Origin of the sequence: Solwaraspora sp. WMMA2101 (assembly GCF_049179175.1) — a bacterium.
In the GTDB taxonomy this organism is placed as follows: Bacteria; Actinomycetota; Actinomycetes; order Mycobacteriales; family Micromonosporaceae; genus Micromonospora_E.
Genome location: NZ_JBMHMA010000006.1, coordinates 6,706,403 through 6,726,528 on the forward strand (window position 1 = coordinate 6,706,403; position 20,126 = coordinate 6,726,528).

Annotated in this window: 14 protein-coding genes; 8 read left to right on the forward strand and 6 right to left on the reverse strand. The window is 71.4% G+C overall.

Features of this window, described 5'->3' with window-relative positions; translation table 11 throughout:
- Positions 1-112 precede the first annotated feature (112 nt).
- Positions 113-1,204 (reverse strand): glycosyltransferase family 2 protein, encoded by a 1,092-nt coding sequence (locus ACN28F_RS31435; protein WP_289206056.1) that lies wholly within the window; start codon positions 1,202-1,204, stop codon positions 113-115.
- Positions 1,179-2,930: a hypothetical protein gene (locus tag ACN28F_RS31440; RefSeq protein ID WP_289206057.1), complete on the reverse strand. Its 1,752-nt coding sequence runs from the start codon at positions 2,928-2,930 to the stop codon at positions 1,179-1,181. Before ACN28F_RS31440 ends, ACN28F_RS31435 begins: the two co-directional genes overlap by 26 nt.
- Before the next feature lie 255 nt (positions 2,931-3,185).
- On the opposite strand from ACN28F_RS31440, the gene ACN28F_RS31445 reads away from it, so the two are divergent.
- From ACN28F_RS31445 to ACN28F_RS31455, 3 genes are read left to right on the forward strand one after another with little or no spacing between them, the layout of a single operon-like run.
- Positions 3,186-3,527: a hypothetical protein gene (locus ACN28F_RS31445; protein ID WP_289206058.1), complete on the forward strand. Its 342-nt coding sequence runs from the start codon at positions 3,186-3,188 to the stop codon at positions 3,525-3,527.
- Positions 3,528-3,552: 25 nt separating this feature from the next.
- Positions 3,553-3,960, forward strand: a complete 408-nt coding sequence (locus ACN28F_RS31450) for a hypothetical protein (protein WP_289206059.1) — start codon at positions 3,553-3,555, stop codon at positions 3,958-3,960.
- A 28-nt stretch (positions 3,961-3,988) separates the two neighbouring features.
- Entirely contained in the window at positions 3,989-6,940 is a 2,952-nt protein-coding gene (locus tag ACN28F_RS31455; protein ID WP_421361096.1) for a hypothetical protein, read from the forward strand.
- Between the two features lie 46 nt (positions 6,941-6,986).
- Here the strand turns inward: ACN28F_RS31455 and eccB are convergent, their stop codons facing one another.
- Together eccB and eccD are read right to left on the reverse strand one after the other, a co-directional pair.
- Complete coding sequence (eccB, locus tag ACN28F_RS31460) at positions 6,987-8,423, reverse strand: type VII secretion protein EccB (RefSeq protein ID WP_421361098.1); 1,437 nt, start codon at positions 8,421-8,423, stop codon at positions 6,987-6,989.
- Between the two features lie 4 nt (positions 8,424-8,427).
- The gene (gene eccD / locus ACN28F_RS31465) at positions 8,428-9,783 is read right to left on the reverse strand and encodes a type VII secretion integral membrane protein EccD (RefSeq protein ID WP_289206062.1); all 1,356 of its coding nucleotides are present in this window, start codon (positions 9,781-9,783) and stop codon (positions 8,428-8,430) included.
- Between the two features lie 151 nt (positions 9,784-9,934).
- Between eccD and eccCa the strand changes: the two genes are divergently transcribed.
- A complete protein-coding gene (eccCa, locus tag ACN28F_RS31470) occupies positions 9,935-13,936 on the forward strand; it encodes a type VII secretion protein EccCa (RefSeq protein WP_289206063.1) in 4,002 nt (1,333 codons plus the stop codon).
- A 49-nt stretch (positions 13,937-13,985) separates the two neighbouring features.
- Here the strand turns inward: eccCa and ACN28F_RS31475 are convergent, their stop codons facing one another.
- Positions 13,986-17,258, reverse strand: coding sequence for a right-handed parallel beta-helix repeat-containing protein (locus tag ACN28F_RS31475; RefSeq protein WP_289206064.1), 3,273 nt, complete (start codon positions 17,256-17,258; stop codon positions 13,986-13,988).
- 261 nt (positions 17,259-17,519) lie between these two features.
- On the opposite strand from ACN28F_RS31475, the gene ACN28F_RS31480 reads away from it, so the two are divergent.
- The gene (locus tag ACN28F_RS31480; protein WP_289206065.1) at positions 17,520-17,813 is read left to right on the forward strand and encodes a hypothetical protein; all 294 of its coding nucleotides are present in this window, start codon (positions 17,520-17,522) and stop codon (positions 17,811-17,813) included.
- Positions 17,813-18,214, forward strand: coding sequence for a YbaB/EbfC family nucleoid-associated protein (locus ACN28F_RS31485; protein ID WP_289206066.1), 402 nt, complete (start codon positions 17,813-17,815; stop codon positions 18,212-18,214). Before ACN28F_RS31480 ends, ACN28F_RS31485 begins: the two co-directional genes overlap by 1 nt.
- A 16-nt stretch (positions 18,215-18,230) precedes the next feature.
- Here the strand turns inward: ACN28F_RS31485 and ACN28F_RS31490 are convergent, their stop codons facing one another.
- Positions 18,231-18,587: a response regulator transcription factor gene (locus ACN28F_RS31490; RefSeq protein ID WP_289206067.1), complete on the reverse strand. Its 357-nt coding sequence runs from the start codon at positions 18,585-18,587 to the stop codon at positions 18,231-18,233.
- Positions 18,588-18,983: 396 nt separating this feature from the next.
- On the opposite strand from ACN28F_RS31490, the gene ACN28F_RS31495 reads away from it, so the two are divergent.
- Together ACN28F_RS31495 and ACN28F_RS31500 are read left to right on the forward strand one after the other, a co-directional pair.
- Complete coding sequence (locus ACN28F_RS31495) at positions 18,984-19,700, forward strand: hypothetical protein (RefSeq protein WP_289206068.1); 717 nt, start codon at positions 18,984-18,986, stop codon at positions 19,698-19,700.
- Between the two features lie 111 nt (positions 19,701-19,811).
- Entirely contained in the window at positions 19,812-20,123 is a 312-nt protein-coding gene (locus tag ACN28F_RS31500; protein WP_289206069.1) for a hypothetical protein, read from the forward strand.
- Positions 20,124-20,126 lie beyond the last annotated feature (3 nt).

Consider the following 20,126-nt stretch of genomic DNA (forward strand, 5'->3'; position numbering starts at 1 on the left):
GGGACGCCAGGCGGGCCTGCCGAGAGCGGGCGGGCCGGGTGTGCGACCCGAGGCGGCAGGCACGCTGATTACTCAGCGTTGCTGACCATGCACAACGATCCGGCCAGGCGGATCATTCCACCCGGGCGGTCATCTCGGCGGGGGCCTCGGAGGGGACTTTGGCGGGAGCCTCCGCCGGGTCGGCCGCCGGACGACGCGGGGCCGGGTAGACCGCCGGCCCGGCGGACGCCGCCCCGACGTCGGAGTTCGACTCCATCACCAGGTAGTGCGGCCGGCGCTTCGTCTCGTAGTAGATCCGGCCGATGTACTCGCCGATCACACCGAGGATCATCATCTGGATGCCGCCGAGGCCGATGACGCTCACGATGATCGTGGTGTAGCCGGGGGCGTCGATCCCCCGGATCAACGCGGCGGCGACCACCCAGGCCGCGTACGCCACAGCGATCACGGTCAGCCCCATACCGGCGTAGATCGCCGAACGCAGCGGCCGGTTGTTGAACGACAGCAGCCCGTCGAACGCGTAGTTGAGCAGCGAACGCAGACTCCACCGGCTGCCGCCGCCGCCGGCGCGGGCCTCGTTCGGGTAGGCGAAGACGACCGTGTTGAAACCGATCCACGAGTACAGGCCCTTGGAGAAGCGGTTGTACTCGGGCATCGTGCGCAGCGCCTGCACGGCCCGCCGGGACAGCAGCCGGAAGTCGCCGGCCCCGTCCAGCAGTTGCACGTCCACCCAACGGTTCATCAGACGGTAGAACGCCCGGGACGCTACGGTCCGGACGAACCGGTCACCACGGCGATCCCGGCAGGCGATCACCTGGTCGTAGCCTTGCCGGTACAACGCCACCATGTCGGGCAGTAGGCGCGGCGGGTGCTGCAGGTCGGCGTCCATCACGATGACGGCGTCGCCGTCGGCCCGGTCCAGCCCGGCGAGCATCGCCGACTCCTTGCCGAAGTTGCGGCTGAGCGCGAGATATCGGACCGAAGGGTCCCCCGTGGCGAGCTCGCGCAGTCGTGCCAGGGTCGCGTCGGTGCTGCCGTCGTCGACGTAGACGTACTCGACGTCGATGTCGGGCAGCGCGGCCAGCGCGGCCGACACGGCCGTGTGCAGCGGTACGAGGGAGGCTTCCTCGTTGAAGCAGGGCACCACGACGGACAGCCGCAACGGTCTGTCGTCGGGGTCAGTCGAGTCGGTAGACGAGGACACCGTCGACCTCCTCCCGGGTGATGCCCAACCCGTCGACCGGCCGTTGGGCGACCCCGTCCCACGGCGTACCGGGCAGCCGGTCCGGCATCACCAGGACGGTGCGTACACCCAGTTGACGCAGGTAGGCGACGCTCGCCGGGTCCGGGAAGAAAGCGGTGACCGCCCGGGTCTGCTCCTGGCTGGCCGGCACGAAACCGGCCAGTCCGTTGGCTACCCGGGGGAAGTCTCCCTCGGTGGTCCAGAGCATCACGTTCAACTCGAACGCCCCGGCGTCGCTCGGCAACACCAGGACCGGCTCGGTGATCTGTTGCCAGGCGGCCGGCGGTCGCGGGACGACCGGGTGGGCGACCCGGTTGACGCCTTCGAGCAGCACCAGCGCCAGCGGTATCAGCAGTACCGCGCGTACCGCCTGTCGTCGGGTGTCCGGCCACTCGCGGGTGAACCGGCGCAGCGCGGCGGCCGCCGCCGTCAGGGTGCCGGCGGCCAGCACCGCCAGCAGCAGGCTGGTCCAGAGCATCATCCGCCCGGGGGTGCGCAGCGCGTCCCAGCCGGGCAGGTGCTTGGACAACGTCAGATAACCGGGGTCGCCGTCGCCACCGAGGGTCGAGCCGAGAGCGAGCAGGGTGGTGGCGAGAACGCCGGCTCCGAGCGCCACCCGGTGCCGGATCCGGAACGAGGAGACCACCAGGCCGGCGGCGGCCAGCGCGATCAGGGTGACACCGGGCAGCAGCGCCATCTCCGGGGGCCAGACCAGTTCGGCGCGGGTCGCCGCGTGCCGGTCGCCCCACAACCAGGACTCGCCAGGCGCGGTGACCAGGCCGATCCACGGCGGCGAGAACAACTCGGTCCATTCCAGCCCGCGTTCCGCCTGCGGGTTGAGCTCGACGACCCGGAAGTACGCCATGGCGATGCCCAGGGTGACCGCCCCGAATAGCACTCCGCCGGCCAGGTCGGCCAGGAGCAGCCGCCGACCGAACACGGGTCGTTGCCGTTTTCGCCACCAGGACCAGGCATAACCGACGGCGGCGACGATCCCTGCGGCGAGCAGGAAGTAGACCAGCGGAAGGCCGATGCCGAAGCCGAGGCTGATCTGCCAGGCGGCGACCAACCAGCCGGCGAAGGCCCAGCCGGGCCGGCGACGCTCCGGCCGGTACCCGTGCCGCAGCGACCAGCCGTGGCCGCGGGCCAGCATCGCCAGGCTCAGCGCGATTCCACCGGCCGACAGGATGTTCAGATGCCCGGAGTGGGCGAGTCGCCACGGGGCGAAGGCCCAGGCGACGCCGGCCACCGCGCCGCCGATGCGGCCTGCGCCGAGTTGGCGGACCAGGGCGTACACGCCGACGAAGGCGAGCGCGTGCAGCAGGACGTACAGAACGTTGTAGCGGACCAGGGCCGCTTCGAAACCGGAACCGATCATCCCGGCGGGCGCGTAGCCGAGCAGCGTGTCGCTGTACGCGTAGGTGTACCGCTCCGGGAAGAAGGTGTTCGAGTGCCACAGTTGTGCCGGGTCGGTCGTCAGCACGTGCCCGCCCCAGGCGATCTGCCACGCCTGCAGGGTCGGGTCGGCGATGTCACCCGGGATGGTGCTGGCAGGGTGACGCAGGGTGGGCCAGGTCAGCACCACCGCGACGAAGAGGCCGCCGAGTACGGCCAGGGTCCATTCGTGCCGCAGGAACCGCCACAGGAGCGGGCGGGTGGCGGGCGGGCGGTCTTGAACGGTCTCCACGAGAATCGATGATCTCAAATCAGTGTGTGAGGTGTCGAACCCGACCCGGCACTGGTGGGTCGGATCGGCCCGCCGATCATCGTCGCTGCCCGGTGACCTGCGCAAGTCTCGGCGACCTCGATGCAGGTCTAGGGAATCCGCTATTGCCGCCGTGGTCTGATGCGACGACGCTGGCGTGCGGCGGTGCTGTGTCGCCGGGTCGATTCGTCGGGTCGGTCCCGACGAAGATCGGGTGCGGACGGGAAGGTGCGAACGGTGAACGGCAACTTCAACAAGGAAGACGCTGGGTTCGTCGCAGCGATCGCTGCGTTGGACGACCACGTCAGCAGCATGATCACCGCAGGGCAGACCGCGTACCGGATCCAGGGTGAGATCCGCGCGACGTACCAGGCGGGCTCCAGTTCGGTGTTCCAGGCCAAGATCGACGAGTGGATCAGTGCGTACAACAACGTGATGATCAAGTTCCAGGATCTCGGCGAGAAGACCACCTTCGTCGGCCAGATCATCGACTCCGGTGAGGACAACGCGGGCGTGACTGGTGCCAGCTGGGACACCAACGACGGCATCTACGACATCCTCGCTCCGGTCGGCCGCTGACCCGACGTCGAAGCGGAGGTGACCGGTGGCGGAGGAGACATTCACCGTTACGGACAGCTATCTTAACAGTACGGTCCGTCGGCGGTTCGAGGCGTTCCTTGCCGAGGCGAAGAACGATCCGGACGTCAAGCGGCTGCTCGCCTACACCGGTCAGCCGCCGGCGCCGGCCGACGACGCCCCCTTCAGCGTCCTGCTCGCCGGCAACGAGAACGTGCTGACCGAGGTCGGTCAGGTGGAGACGGCCTTCGCCACGCTGGCCGACGGGGCCAAGGGCAACGTGGCCGCGCTGTTCGACCTCATCGAGCAGCTGCGTGACGACTTCCTGGAGGCCAAGGAAACGCTCGACATCGGCAGCAACGACGCACTTACCGCATCTCAGATGCTCGACCTGGTGCGCGACGTGTGGCAGCCCGTCCCGAACCTGCGTCCGTAGTCGTCGGCTGACCTGAAGGCAACGCACAGTGGTCGACACCGTACCGGCCAGCGATCAGCAGTGGGAGCTGGCCAACGCGCTGTTCCTGCCCTCGGACGCGGAAGTCGCCTACCGCCAGCACGTCGCTGGCCCGGACGCGCCCAAGTGGGTCACCGAGGGTGACGCCCTCGTGCTCTCCTATCCGCCGCCCACCGCCTCGGCCAACCTGCGCTACAAGGACTTCGACGCCTTCGCCGTCTTCGCCGTCCAGGGCACCGGCCTCGGCACGCCCTACACGACCGGCCCGCAGCAAGGTGTCTGGCAGTGGCAGCAGGACGAGATAGATGTCGACAAGTGGGTGGTCGCCGGGCTCAAGCTCGACGACCAGTTCGAGTCGATGCCCAAGGACAGCCCGATCCGACGGTTCGAGAATCTGCAGCTCAGCCTCAACTCGCTGATCAATTACAACCCGGCCGCCAACGACGTGGCGTCCCGCCGCACGTTCTGGACAAATGAGACGGTCCTGGTTGGCGTCGGCAAATGGGCGGAGCACTGGGCCAACGAGTTCAAGCGTTACGCCAGCGAGCTCAAGACCGACGCCAGCGCGTGGGAGGGTTCAGCGGCCGGGCAGTTCGCGGCGCTGCTGCGCGAATTCGAGAAACGCCTGCGCGAAGTGCACCGGGAGGTGTATCCGGGTGGGGCGACCAGCGTCCCGAGAGCCATCGGCGACGGGGTGTTGGCGATGGAGAAGGCGCTGAACGACCTGTACCGCGGGCACGTGGCCTTCTACTCCGACCCGGAGTCCTGGGTCCCCCGCTACCACGTCTTCAACGCGCTGCACGACCACTACAAAGGTGTCCAGAACGCGGTGCGCCTGGAGGACAACAAGCCGGTCTTCCTGAACGAGAGCTACGACCCTCGTAGCCAGGTGATGCGCGACGCCGTCGACAAGGCGGCGAAGGCCAGCTGGCTCGCCGAGGTCGAGAAGATCCTCGACCCTGTCGGGCGGACCGTCATCAGTTCGATCCGTACCCAGTACGGCACCTCCGCCGAGGTCTTCGCCAACGCGAAGTTCGATACGGCCCCTCGGCTCGTGCCGCCGACCTCCAGCGGCTCCGGCGGCGGCAACGGCAACAGTGAGATCGAGAAGCTCCAGGACGACTACGAGAAGACCATCGACAAGCTGGTCGACAGGTACGACAAGATCATCGCTGATCTCGAGGACGACCTGCGGAACCAGAAGGACGAGTTCGAGGAGATCCTGAAGCAGAACAACGACGACAACCGCGAAGCGATGAACAAGATGGAGGAAGACTACGAGCGGGTCATCGACGACCTTCAGGATGACATGCGTGCGCAGAAAGAGTCGTACGACGAGATCATCAAGGACTTGAACGACGATCAGCGCACCAACATCGCCGGCATGAAGGAGGACTACGAGCGGGTCATCGACGGGCTGCAGAACGACCTGACCGCCCAGAAGGAGGACTTCGACAGTATCCTGCGTGGTGAGGGCGGGCCGAACCAGTTCGCCACCGTCAACCCTGGACCCCTCCTGCTGCCTACGGCCCCGCAGTCCGGTTCTGGTGGCAACGACCCGGCACGACTGCAGTACCCGGAAGGCACTGTGCTCGGACCGGATGGCCGGCCGATCCTTGACGCCGACGGTGCACCGGTGGTGCTGCCGCCCGGATCCCGGATCGGCCCGGACGGCACCGTGACCGGCCCGGACGGCCAACCGGTTCGCGACGGCGATGGCGCACCGGTGCTGGTGCCGCCCGGTTCGTCGATCGTCACCGACGTTCCCCGCGCCCCCGCCCCCCAGGTCGGCCGACTCGAACCACCCGCCGGCGGGTTCGACAGCCCACCACCGGACTTGCAGACCGCCTGGGACCTCGCCCGCGACCCCAACCCGATGTGGCTGGTGCCGGGCGGTGACGGCGGCCTCAACCTGGTCGGGCCGGACAGCACTCAGCGCTCGATCGGCGGTCTGGAGCTGGTACCGGACGGCAAGGGCGGCTACGACCTCGTCACCGACGGCGGCACCCGCACCCCGGTCGGCGGGTTCGACCTCGTTCCCGGCGACACCGACGGGGTGCGCCTGCTACCCAACGGCGACGGCGGCGTCGACCTGGTCAGCCCGGACGGTACCCGACGCACCATCGAAGGTCTGGAGCTGGTGCCGGACGGCAAGGGTGGCTACGACCTGGTCACCGACGGCGGCACCCGTACCCCGGTGGACTGGCTCAGCCCGGGCAGCCCCGTCCCCCCACCTGGCACGATCGTCCCGCCGGAGGTCGTCGTGCCGAGCCCGACGCCCCGCCCCGATCTGGTCGGCGGCCGGGACGACTTCGGCCTCGACATTCCCCGACCCGGTCCCGGTGTCCTGGTGCCGCCCGCCGCCGACCTGGTCGGCGGCGACGGCACCCCAGGTGGGGGCGTGTCCGGCCCCGGCTCGCTGGTCGGCGGAGTCGGCGGCACGCCAGGCCAGGTGCCGGCGGGGCAGACGCCGGCGTCGGCGGGCACGTCCGACGGTGCCGGGCTCGGCCCCTCGGCGGGTGCCAGTGGTACGGCGGGGTCGAACTATCCGCCGTACCTGCCACCGCCCGGTGGCGGCGGCGGAGGTGGTGGCGGCAGCCAGGACCAGCCCCGCAACCGGACGCCGTACCCCCTGCGGGAGGAGATCGACCAGGCTCGCAGCAGGGCGAACCGGCGCAAGAGCGACGAGCCGCGCGGCTGGCCGTGGGAGACGACCGAGTCGACCCCGGAGCCGCCCGCACCCGCGACCGCGGACGACATCCTGAACGTGCTGGCCGGCAACCCGCAGCGGCCCGGAACGACCCACCGGCCGGCCAAGGACGCCGCCGAGGACCTGCCGGTCGGCGACGCCCGGGAGTCCGGGCTCGCCGCGACACGGGTGCCTACCATGGAGGACACCATCCGGGGCGAGGAGAACACCTGGGGTGCCGACTCTGCCGCCAGCGGCGACACCTCCCGCTGACTGTCGCCGTACGCCGCTCAGCCGCCGGGTCTGCGCCGCCGGGGTATCAGTCGCAGTCCGGCCGGGCCGGCCCCGCCGGTGCCGTGCCGCTGCGGTACGCCTGCGGATCCAGTAACGGACCGGTCGGTAGCAGATCGACCAGGGCCGCCGGCAGCCGTCCCACCGGCGCGCCCCGGTAGCCGAGCCCGGCGGCCGGTCCGTCGGCACCGAGCGGATACCGTACGCCGTTGTCGGCCACCAGGTACCAGGCCGCCGTCGGAGTGGTCTGCAGCAGCACGCCGGTGTCGCCGCGGACCGCGACCTGGTCCACCTGACCGCACCCCGGCACCACGCCGGCCGGCAGGGTGCCACCGGTCGTGACGCCACCCGGCACGGGTGTCAGCGGCTGCGCGGTGACCAGCGTCAGGGTCGGCTGTTGCTGGTCGGCCGACACGCTGGCGCACAGGTCCACGCCGGCCAGGTCGACCGGTGTCGGCGGTGCCGTTGGCAGCGCGTCGATCCGGGTGCCCAGCGGGGTGTCCGAGCGATGCTCGGCGATGTCGTTGGCGCCCAGTGGCACCAGCTGCGGGGTGGCTCCGTCGTACGCCTGCTGCTGGGTGCGGGCGTCGCCGATCAGCAGCGCCAGCACCGTCGGGGTCAACTGGGCCAGACCGTCGGCGGTGAGCAGGTACGCCGACCCGCCCGGCCCGCTGAACAGCTGGCCGATCCGGCTGGGACGACCGGCCAGCGTCGGGCCGGAGGTGCCCCGCCCGGGCACCTCCGGCGCCGTCAGGTCCGGCCCGGCCGGCAGCAACCGCAGGAACTCGGCGGGCACTGGGCGGACCGTCGCGGCGCCGTACCCCAACGCCTCCCGGGCCCCGCCGTCGGTGTCGATCAGGTGCCGGGTCTCGCCGACCAGCAGGTGGACGCTGCCGTCCGGGGCACCCACCAGCGCCGCGTCACCGCCGAGTGGGGCGACTGTGCGCGCGGCGGCGACCTCCAGGGTGAACCGGGGCGCGGCGTCGTCACCGGTGCCGGCATGTCCCGCGCAGGCCAGCCAGGGCGCCACGCTGAGCCCGGCGGTGTCAGGTAGCCGTTCCGGCACGCCGACCACCCCCAGCGGTACGCCGCGTGGCGTGCCCGTCAACGCGGCACCGCGGACGGTCACCACCGACGGCTTGTTGTCGAGCAGCAACTGCAGGCTGGTCAGGTTCGCCACCGGATGCAGCACGCCGTTGGCGTACAGGTAGCGGGCCCCGGTGTCGAGGTCGACCACGACCGCGCCGTTGACCCGCCAGTTGACCTCGCGGGCCGGCGGGAACAGGACGGTGACGATGGTGACCAGCACCGCCACGATGAACGCGATGGCAAGGCCGCCGGCGATGCCCCGCAGCGACCGCCCGGTGGGCTGGTCCGGATGGTCCGGGGCCGAGCGCAGCAGCGCCGCCGACAACCGGCTCATCATGAACATGTGCGCCTGGACCTGATCGCGGCGGGACTGCACCAGTTCAGCCCATCACGCTGCGGATCAGGCCGTACAGGCCGAGCACCTGGAGCATCAGGGGCACCGTCACGGCCGCCGCCACCGTGTGCGCCAGGTCCGCGGCCCGCCCCCAGTACGGTACGAACCGTCGGCCGGGCACGTAGTGGCTGGCAACGACGAGGCCGGCCGAGGCGGCGATCAGGGCACCGGCGATGACGAGGAACCCGATCGGCCCGGTCCGCGCCACCAGGTCCAGCAGGATCAGCACCACCCCCGCGCTGCCCGGCAGCGCCGCCGCCAGCCGCTGCCAGCGGGCCCGCAGCACCAGGGCGTGCAGCAGCAGCCGCAGCGTGAGCACCGAGGTGAGGGCGAACGTCCACCAACCGTCCTGACTGGACAGTACGAACAGGCAGGCAGCCTCGACGGCGCCGCTGGCCAGGTACAGCCAGTTGAGGAACACGTCGGCGCGGGCCGTGCGTCGCCGGACGCCGCTGTCCGGCAGCGGCTCGACCTCCTCGGCCAACTGGCCGGCGTCGGCCGGCAGCATCGGCATCCGTAGCCCGGCGAGTCGGAAGGCGGTGGCCGGTAGCAGCGAGTTGACCACCACTGCGGTGACCGCGACGATTGCCGCCGCGCCGGCTGCGGTGGCGCCGACCAGGAGAACGACCCCGGCCAGTGCCGCCTGGCCGCCGATCAGACAGGCCGCGGTGAACACCGGCGCGATCCGGGCGCCGACCGCCGGTACCGCCACCAGCGCCGCCGCCACCACCGCCAGCCCGGCCAGCAGCAGCGCGGCACCAGCGTCCGGCGCGAAGACGGTGACTCCGAGGGACAGGTACGCCGTACCACCGGTGGCCAGCACCCCGGCCGCCGCCGGATGTACCCGGGCCCGGGCCACCGCGGCGGCCGCGCCGAGCAGCACCACGCCCAGGGCCAGCGCCGCGAACGTCCCCGGTCGACCGGCTCCGGTCAGCAGGAGCCCCAGCAGGGTGAGCGCGGCGGCGACCCAGGTCAGCAGCAGCGCCCTGGTCCAGGCCGGTCGCCAGGTGTCGGACCGTTCGGCCATCGCGGTGACCACCCCGTCGACCATGTCGTCGAAGTGCACCGCCGGAATCTCGGCGTAGTACGGCCGCAGGTGCAGGTGCTCGCCGTCGACCAGGCCCGCCGCCCGCAGGGTCTGTTCGCCGTCGAGCCGGCTGCCGTCGAGCCGTTGCAGGACCCAGCCGCCGTGCGGGATGCCGGCCTCGGCGAGATCCTCGCCGCCGAGGCGCACGACGGTCGGCAGTAGTTCGGCGATCACCACGTCGGTGGGCAACGCCAACTCGACCCGCCCCGAGGGCGTCACGACGACCAGCCGGCACAAGGTGTCGACGTCTGCCACCAGAGGTAGCCTTTCCATGAACCGTGCCGGTATCACACTGGAATAGTCCGATGACCAGCGGGTTGTCCAATCCGTCCATCGGAGACTGGGTGAATCCCCAGACAATCGCCGCCTTCTGGCCTGTCGCCGGGCCGCGGCGCAGGATGGCGCGGTGAGCACGCTGCTGATCCGACGGCCGCCCCGGCCGCCAGGGCCGGAAGCCGTCGAGGGCGACATGACGCTCCAGGAACCACCGGAGCTGCCCGAGCCGGTCAGCGGTCTGTCGCAGATGCTGAGCTACCTGCCGATGGCGCTCGCCTCGCTGGGCATGGTGATCATCTTCCTGCGGCCGGTCGGCGGCGGCGGCGCCGGTCTGACCATCTTCGCGGTCGGACTGATCCTCATCGCCGCCCTGGCCATGGTGCTCAGTCAGGTGCTCCGGACCGCACGCGACCGCAAACGGCAGCTGCACGGCGAACGGCGGGACTACCTCAGTTACCTGAGCCGGATCCGCCGACAGGTCCGTGCCGCCGTGATCAGCCACCACCGTGCCCAGCAGTGGCGTCACCCTGATCCGCAGGCCTTGCCGAACTTCGTCGGCACCTCCCGCATGTGGGAACGGCGACCGAGCCACGACGACTTCACCGAGATTCGCCTCGCCACCGGCGTGCAGCCGCTCGGGCTGCGGTTCCACCCGCTGAACACCAAGCCGGTGGAGAATCTCGAACCGTTGTCCGCCCACGCCCTGCGACGCTTCGTCGAGGCGTACCGCACCGTGCCGGACCAGCCGATCACCGTGACGCTCGGCCGTTACGCCCGGGTACTGCTGCACGGTGACCGTCCCACCGCCGTGGCGCTGGTCCGCGCGTTGCTCGCCGAGACGGCGGTGTTCCACGGGCCGGAGGAGGTCCGGATCGTCGTCGTCGCCGACGGTGGGGTACGGCAACGGTGGGAGTGGGTCAAGTGGCTGCCGCACGCGCTGCACCCCGACGACGACGACGGGGCCGGACCGGTACGGCTGTTCACCGACCGGGTGGCCGACCTGGAACGACTGCTCGGTGAGGAGTTCGCCGCCCGGGGCGGGTTCACCGCCGAGGCCACGGCCAGCGTCGACGAGCCGTACGTCATCGTGCTGCTCGACGGGGTCGAGGTGCCGGAGAACCACCGGATCCGCTACGACGGGTACCGCAACGTCACCGTGCTCGACCTGGCCGGCGCGTTACCGTGGCGGACCGGCGCGCAGACGCTGTGGCTGCGGATCTCGGCACAGCAGGTCGAGTCCGTCACCGCCGCCGCCGACCAGTCCGAGCGGGTGACGGTCCTGGGCCGCCCCGTCGGACTCGGGCCGGCGACCGCGACCGCGCTCGCGACCGCGCTCGCCCCGCTGCGGCTCAGCGGTGGACCCGACAGCGGGGAGGCCCTGACCGCCGACGTCGAACTGACCACCATGCTGGGCATCGCCGACCTGAACCGGCACGACCCGGCGCAGCTGTGGCAGCGCTGGCCGGCCGACCGCCGTCTGCGGGTGCCGATCGGGGTGTCCGCCGACGGCCGCAGCGTCGAACTGGACATCAAGGAGTCCGCGCGCGGCGGCATGGGCCCGCACGGGCTGCTCATCGGCGCCACCGGATCCGGCAAGTCGGAACTGCTGCGGACCCTGGTGCTCGGGCTGGCGCTGACCCACTCGTCGGAGACGCTCAACTTCATCCTGGTCGACTTCAAGGGTGGGGCGACCTTCCTCGGGCTGGACCAGCTGCCGCACACCTCGGCGGTGATCACCAACCTCGCTGACGAGGAGGCACTGGTCGGCCGGATGGAGGATGCCCTCAACGGCGAGATCGTCCGCCGCCAGGAAGTGCTGCGCCGGGTCGGGGTCACCTCCGCCGCCGACTACGCGGCCCGTCGCGCCCGCACCGACCCCACCCTCACGCCGCTGCCCAGCCTGTTCGTCGTGGTCGACGAGTTCAGCGAGCTGCTCGCCGCGCACCGGGACTTCATCGACCTCTTCGTCATGATCGGCCGCCTCGGGCGCAGCCTCGGTGTGCACCTGCTGCTGGCGTCGCAGCGGCTCGACGAGGGCCGGGTGCACCAGCTCGAGTCCCACCTGTCGTACCGGATCGGCCTGCGTACCTTCTCGGCGATGGAAAGCCGCGGGGTCCTCGGCGTACCGGACGCCTACGAGCTGCCGTCGCAGCCGGGCAACGGGTTCCTCAAGACCGACGTGACCACGATGGTGCGGTTCAAGGCGGCGTACGTCTCGGGCCGTTACCGGCCGAGCCGTAGGTCCGGTCCGGAGACCGGTGTCGCGACCCGGGTGGTGCCCTACCACAGCGGCTGGGTCGAGCGTCCGGACGACGACCAGCCGCCGCCGGTCGAACCGGCACCCGGCGACGACCCGGCCGGCCCCACCGATGAGGACGCGCCGTCGCTGCTGGAGCTCGCGTTGGACCGGCTGCGCGACAGCGGCCCCCCGGCCCACCAGGTGTGGCTGCCACCTCTGGGTGACGCGCCGACCCTCGACGAACTGCTGCCGCCGGTGCGCACCGATCCGCAGCGCGGACTCACCTGGCGACGGCGGGCCGACCCGGCGCAGCTGTCCGTCCCGGTCGGCGTCGTGGACCGGCCTTTCGACCAGCGGCGGGACCTGCTCACCGTCGATCTGGCCGGAGCCGGCGGGCACGTCGGCGTCGCCGGTGGTCCGCAGAGTGGAAAGAGCACCCTGCTCCGTACGCTGATCATGAGCCTGGCACTGTCACACACCCCAACCGAGGTGCAGATCTACTGCCTGGACTTCGGCGGCGGCCTGCTGTCGGGCATCGCCCGCCTGCCGCACGTCGGCGGGGTCGCAGGCCGGCTCGACAGCGAACGGATCAGCCGCACCATCGCCGAGGTACTGGAGGTGATGAGCCGCCGGGAACGGCTGTTCGCCACCGCCGGGGTGGACTCCATGGTCGACTTCCGGCGTCGGCGGGCCGCCGGTGAGTTCCCCGAGGAGACCCACGGCGACGTGTTCCTCGTCGTCGACGGGTGGGCGACGGTCCGTCACGACCTGATCGACCTGACCCCCGCATTCACCAGCATCGTGTCCCGTGGGCTCAGCTACGGCGTGCACCTGGTGGTGGCGGCCGCCCGCTGGGGCGAGATCTCCACGAACCTGCGGGATCTCCTCGGCACCCGGCTCGAGCTGCGTCTCGGCGACGCCGTCGACTCGATGGTGAACATGCGGGTCGCGCAGACCGTGCCGAAGATCCCCGGCCGGGGCATCACCGAGACCAAGCTGCACTTCCTGACCGCGCTGCCCCGGCTGTCGCACCTGGTGGGTGACACCGGGGACCCCGGCGACGGGGTTTCCGCCACCGTCGACGCGATCCGCGCCGCCTGGCCGGGCGAACGGGCGCCGGCGGTACGGATGCTGCCGGCGGTACTCGGAGCCGACCAGCTTCCGGCGGCGGACGGATCGCTGCGGGTGCCCCTCGGCTGGGAAGGGCAGACCCTGGGCGTGCAGTGGCACGACTTCGAGGAGAACCCGCACCTGGTCGTCGCCGGGGACGCCGAGACCGGCAAGACCAACCTGCTCAAGCTCGTGGTCGCCGCCGTCGTCGCCCGCTACAGCCCGGACGAGGCGCGGGTGATGGCGGTGGACGTCCGCCGTGGCCTCTACGATGCCATCCCCACCGAGCACCAGCTCGGCTACGGGGTGTCGGCCGCCGGAATCAAACAGATGGTCGAGTCGGTGGCCCGCGCCATGCGTCAGCGGCTGCCCGACTCCAGCATCACCCCGGCGCAGCTGCGCCGCCGGGACTGGTGGCAGGGCCCGGAGCTGTACCTGGTGGTCGACGACTACGACATGGTGTCGGGTTCGTCCGGGGTCAACCCGTTCGGTCCACTGCTGGAGTTCCTCGCCCAGGGCACCGAACTGGGCCTGCACCTGGTGGTGGCACGCAGCGCCAACGGACTGTCCCGGGCCATGATGGATCCGCTGCTACGGACCCTGATGGAGGTCAACAGCCCCGCTCTGCTGCTGTCCTGCCCGCCGGCGGAGGGTGTGCTGTTCAACAACGTACGACCCCGGGTGCTGCCGACCGGCCGGGCGCAGCACATCACCCGTCGTCGGTTGACCGAGGTGCAGACCGCCCTGGTCGAGCCGGACCCGCCGGCGAACCTGCTGTCCTGACCGCCGCCGGGCCGGCCTCCCCGCGACCGGTCGACCACGCCTGACCGGGTCAGCCGACGCCGACGCGTTCGGGCAGGTCGTCGGGGAGCAACAGCCGCATCTCGTCGACGCTGGCCCCGGGCCGGGCCAGCAGCCGCCCGGCCTGCCGGGTCACCATGGCCTGCAGCAGCGTCCTGGCGTACCGGGCGTTGCCGAAGGTCTCGGTGCGGGGCACCGCCGCGAAGTGGGCCCGCAGCGCGTCGAGCGTCGCAGGGGCGCACTCGTAGCCGTCCGCGCCGGCCGCCTGCGCCACGATCGTCACCAACTCGTCGTCGGAGTAGCTGTCGAAGGTGATGGTCCGGCTGAACCGTGACGCCAGCCCCGGGTTCGACGACAGGAACTGGCGCATCTGCGCCGAGTAGCCGGCGGCGATCACCACCACGTCGTCGCGGTGGTCCTCCATCAGCTTCAGCAGTGTGTCCACCGCCTCCTGCCCGAAGTCGGCGACCGCGCCACCGGTGGAGGTCAACGTGTACGCCTCGTCGATGAACAGCACCCCGCCCCGGGCGCGGTCGAACGCCTCCTGGGTCAGCTGTGCCGTCTGGCCGATGTAGCGGCCGACGATGTCGGCCCGCGCCACCTCGACCAGCTGCCCGGTCCGCAGCAGGCCCAGCGAGGTCAGCAGCTCACCGTAGAGCCGGGCGACGGTCGTCTTGCCGGTTCCGGGCGGCCCGGCGAACACCAGGTGGTTGTCGATCGACATCGCGGGCAGCCCGGCCGCGCGTCGCATCCGGGCCGCCGCGAGCAGGTTGACCAGGTCCTCGACGGCGTCCTTCACCCCACGCAGACCGATCATGCCGCGCAGCCGCTCGACCGGCCCGTCGGCGTCCGGCTGTCCCGTCGCGCCGTGGTGGTCGGCGACGTCCGGCGGCAGCAGGGTGGTCAGCTCGTCGCCGTCCACCTCGGGTTGCGCGGCGAGCCGGCCGGCCTGCCGGTCCACCATCTCCTCGAAGGTCCGTCGGGCGGTCCGGCCGTTGCCGAAGGTGCGGTCGCGCGGCATCCGGTCGAAGTGCGCCGCGAGCGTCTCGGCGGTGCCCGGCCCCAGCCGGTAGCGATGCTCTGCGGCGAGCTGACCGACGATCGTGACCATCTCGTCGCTGGTGTAGTTCTCGAACTCGATGGTCCGGCTGAACCGTGACGCCAACCCGGGATTCGACGCGGCGAACCGCCGCATGTCGTCGGAGTAGCCGGCGGCGATCACCACGACGTCGTCGCGGTGGTCCTCCATCAACTTCACCAGGGTGTCGACGGCCTCACGGCCGAAATCGTGCCCGCCGGCCGACTCCTGGGCAGTCAGGGTGTACGCCTCGTCGATGAACAGCACACCGCCGAGCGCGGTGGTGAACACGTCGGTCGTCTTGATCGCCGTACCGCCGATGACCTGGGCGACCAAATCGCCCCGGCCGACTTCGACGAGATGTCCGCTGCGCAGCACACCCAGCTCGGCGAGGATGCCGCCGTACAGCCGCGCGACCGTGGTCTTCCCGGTCCCGGGCGGGCCGGCGAAGATGACGTGGCGGCTGGTCGGCGGCACCGGCAGACCGGCGGCCCGCCGCCGCTGGGCCATCCGGTTGAGGTCCACGAGGCTGGTCAACTGCCGTTTCACGGTCGGCAGCCCCACCATGGCCTGCAACTGCCGCAGCGGGCTGCCGTCAGCGACGTCGCCGTGGTCACCTCCGCCGTCCGCGCCGGCCACCGTGCCGGAGTCGTTGTCGCGGTCCACGACGTTGTCGGCACTGACCCGGGCCGCGCCGACGGCCTCCCGTAGCCCCGCGCCCCGGTTACCGGTCAGCTGGCAGTCGGTCAACGTGACCGGCTCGGCGCTGTCGACCCGGACCCCGTCCCCGCTGTTCTCGCTGACGGTGCAGCCGGTGAGTGACGCCCGCGCCTGCCCGCCGACCTGCACCCCGTGCCGACGGTTACGCAGGCTACGGGACCGGTCCGCGACCAGCTGGGCCTGCTCCTCGGCGAGCAGCCCGTGACCACCCGACCGGGTCGTCTCGCAGTCGGTGACGGTCACCCGGGCCCGGCCACCGACCGACACGCCGTGCTGCGCCGCGTCGCGGATGGTGACGGCGGTCAGCCGGGGATGCGCCGTACCGGCCACCCGGACCCCGTCCGCCCCGACCTCGGTGATCTCGCCGCCCTCGACCCGGCCCTGGCCGGCGCCCTCGATCAGCAGACCCGGGCCGTCGGTGCCGGTCAGCTGGCAGTCCCGCAGCAGGGGAGTGGCCGAATCGTCGACCCGCACCGCGGCTCCGGTGCCACGCTCGACGGTCAACCGGTGCAGCTGCGGGTTCGCCCGTTCGAGTACCGCGACGCCGCAGCCGCCGGCCCGCCGTACGGTGAGGTCGGTCAGCACCGGTCCGGCCGCGCCCTTGACGAACAGTCCGTCCATGCGCGCCTCGGTGACCTCACACCGGCTGAAGGTGCCCCGGGCCTGCTCCACCACACAGATGCCGTACCCGCCTGGCCGGTCCACCCGCAGCCCGTCGACGACCGGGTCGGAGACGTCGCCGACGACCACACCGTGGCTGCGGGTGTCGCTGACCTGGCAGTCGGTCAGTGTCACCCGGGACTTGCTGGTCACGTAGATGCCGACGTCGGTGTCCCGGACGGTGGTCCGCCGGATGCGGGTGGTGCACTGCTGCTCCAGGGCGATCGCCGGCTTGTCGGTCGCCGACACCTCGCAGTCCTCGATCAGCCCCCGGCCCTGCCCGTTGACGCAGATGCCGTTGCCCCGGGCGTCGCGCAGCACGCACCGGCGTACCACCGGGTCGCCGCGTTCGGCGATGACCAGGGCGGACGTGCCGACGTGCTCGACGACGCTGTCCTCCAGCACGCTGCCGGCCCCGGAGGTGTCGACGACACCGGCACCTTCGGGATTGACGACCCGGCAGCCGCGCATCGCCACCGCTCCCTGGTTGGCGGCCAGGACCGCCGTCCAGCCGGCACCGGCGACCTCGCAGTCGTCGACCTCCACCTGCCCGCGCAGCACCTCCAGGGTCGCGGCCTCGGCGTCCTGACCCTGCAGGACCAGACCGGCCAGCTTGACCGCCTCGCCCAGCACCCGGATCACGGGCCCGGTACGGGTGGTGATCCGCACCGAACCACGGCCGTCGGTGGCGGTGATGGTGACCACCGTGGTCACGGTCAGGCGTTCGTCGTACTGACCGGGTGCGACCGTGATCAGCGCGCCGGGTTGGGCCGCGCGCAGAGCATCGGAGATCGTGCGATGGCCCCCGGGGCGGGACGGGTCGACCGTCAGCACCTGGCGCGTCACGCGGGCATCGCCGTCCCGTCGAGTTGTGAGGACCGGACGCCATATGGTGGCCCCGACGTCGCGGACCGAATCTGTCGAACCTGACTTCGCGCACAGGATACTCCAGGGGTGTCGGCGGGCCCGACGGCGTGGTCGGCAACGCTGGGGTGGTCACTAGTAATCGGGGTACGGGACCGCGCCACCCTGGCCTGGGCGGCGGGGCAGGCCGTACCGTGCGGCGTGCGGGGACCGTACGATGCTGTTTCGTCCTAAGGAGTGGCTGTGGCCGACATCCACCTGAACCACCCGGGCCTGAGCCAGGCCATCGACGACATGGTGCAGGCGACGGGACAGATGCGAAACGCCATGCAGCAGCTCATGCAGGGCCTCGTTCCGTTCGAGCAGACCTTCGACGCCGACGGTTCCCGTCCGCAGTGGGACGCGTTCAAGCTGGCCGTGGCGCAGGCTGACGAGCAGATGCAGAACTCGTTCGGCAAGGGCGCGATGGCGCTGGGCGAGATGCAGAACATCCACATCGACTCCGACCGGCGCAGCACCAACATCCTGGGCGGCTGATGACCTCCGCGTGGGACGCCCGGATCCAGCAGGGCATGGCGGAGGTCCGCCGCTATCAGGAGGAGCTGGCGCAGATGCAGCGGTCGCTGCAGGAGCGCAGCGCCTCGGTGACCACTGCGGACCGGGCGCTGACAGTGGTCGTCGGCGCGCAGGGTGAGCTGAAGGAGATCGACTTTCACGGCGCCGCGTACCGGTCGATGGCCGGATCCGATCTGGCCAGAGCGATCCTCGGGGCCTACCAACAGGCCCGGACGAAGATGACGGCCGAGACCGACCAGGTGGTGCGTTCGTTCGTCGAACGCGGCACCGGCATCCGGGACACGATGGTCGGCGACAATCCTTTGGAAGATCTGCTCGGCCCGATCCGTCAGGCCGCCCGGGACATCGGCAAACTCGACTGACCGGAGTCAGCCGGGTTCAGCCACGGGCACCGGGCCGGGGGCCACTGTCGCGTACCGCGTCGGGCGCGACCCGCGGCGGCCACTGTCCGTCGTCGAGCACCCTGAGCGCATAGGCGCGGGCCACCAGCGCCGGCCGGTTGGCCGCATGCAGCCGACGCAGCAGCGCGGCGACGTGGTACTCCACGCCCTGCGGGCTCAGGTGCAGCGCCGCCGCCAGTTCGGCAGTGGACGCGCCGGCGGCCACCCCCTCCAGCACCCGGGCCCCGCTACGACGGAGCAGCGCGATCGTGGTGAGTCGGCCGGCCATCGCCCCGCCGCCCGGCCGGTCCAGCGTCGCCGGGCGGGAGAAGTACGGGCGCGTACCGGAGCGCAACGCCTCGAAACGCTGCGGAACTCGGCCCGGTGGCGGGGGTGCAGCAGATCGGCGAAGGGCCAGCCGTGCACCTCGGTCGGCTTCCGGCGCAGCTGCCCCACGAACGTCGGTGACAGGTGGACCACCCGGCCGTCGGCGTCGAGTTGGGTCAGCCGGCCGCCCTCGGCGTGCACGAGCGGGCTGAACAGGTCGGAAGATGGGCTGTAGGAGACCCAGACCGAACACAGCGAGTCGGTCCGTCACCTCCGGAACCGGCGTCAAGGTCAAGCAGAAGGGCTGGTCCGGGCAGTACGCCGCCGGCCTGATGCGCTACGTGGAACCGCTGCCGCGGCCGACCACGCATGGGACGCCGCCGCCCGGGACGCGACGCCGGCGTCCGGTCCGCTGCGTGACGCGGTGGTCGCCGCCCGTCGTGCCCGTGACGCGGCGATCGCGGCCGCACCAGCGGACCGCGCGGCGGCCGACGAGCGTTGGCGCGGCGCTGCGGATCTGCTGGTACGGGTACTGGCCCCGGCGGCCGGCCCGGTCGACGCGTCGGCCTCGTCCACCGCACCGGATCCCCTGGTCGCGCAGGCCTGGGCTGTGCTGCGGACGGCACAACCGGCCATCGACGCTCACCGGGCGCATGCCGATGCCGGTGCCGCGCTCGCCGACGCTCGCCGGGAGCTGGCCGCCGATCCCCGCGAGGCCGCCTGGCGGCAGTTGCGTCAGTGGGCCGGCGAGCTGGGTGCCATCCTGACCGCACCATCGTCCACTCCGGCGCGGCCGGGGTCGACCACCCCGGCGACCAGGTTGACGCTGAGGCGGCACCTGCGCGCGCAGCCACCAGCGGCGGGCCAGCTCACCGGCGTGGCCGCCGTCCGGCAGGCGGTCGACCTGGTCCTGGATGGGCGGCTACCGGAGGCGGTGGCACTGGCACGCATCCTGCGGGTGCCGCCATCGGACCGGGTGTCGGGCGTGGAGCTGATCGGTCGGGTTGGCGACCCGCCATCCCGAGCATGCGGTCGCGCTGCGTCAGGTCGCGGAAGTCATCGTCGCCTGTCGGAGCTGACCAGCGGGCGGATCACTCCGTGGGCAGGGCCTGCTCGACGGGGTCTGCCAGGCCAAGTCTAGGGAAATGTCCATGGCGACAGCCGGCGGCGGTCTGCAGGGTTGACCATGCAGAGTTGTCCTAGCGCTGCCGGGTGGGCGTGCGGTGGCGCGGGGATTGCCGGGGGGAGTCGCGTGTCCGAGCTTGTAGTACCCAGCGATCTGCGGTTGCGGTTCGCCCGGTTCGGCCAGGCCGAGCAGGTGTTGGGGCGACTCGGTGAGACGATCGAGCAGATCCACGACCTCAATCTCGCGGGTGCGGGCAGCACCTCCGACGAGATCGCGCAGACCTATCGGTCCAAGGTGGATGGCCCGACGGACAACCTGAAGGTCCTCGTCACGCGGGTCCGTGGGGTGCTGATGATGACCGACGAGGGTGGTCAGCAGGCCAGCGAAACGTTCGCCCAGGGTGAAGTGGAAGCAGGGAACCAGGGCCGGCGCTGGTGAGTC

Coding starts and splice junctions, on each gene's coding strand:
- ACN28F_RS31485 (WP_289206066.1), top strand. CDS start 17,813: ATGACCTCCGCGTGGGACGCCCGGATCCAGCAGGGCATGGCGGAGGTC.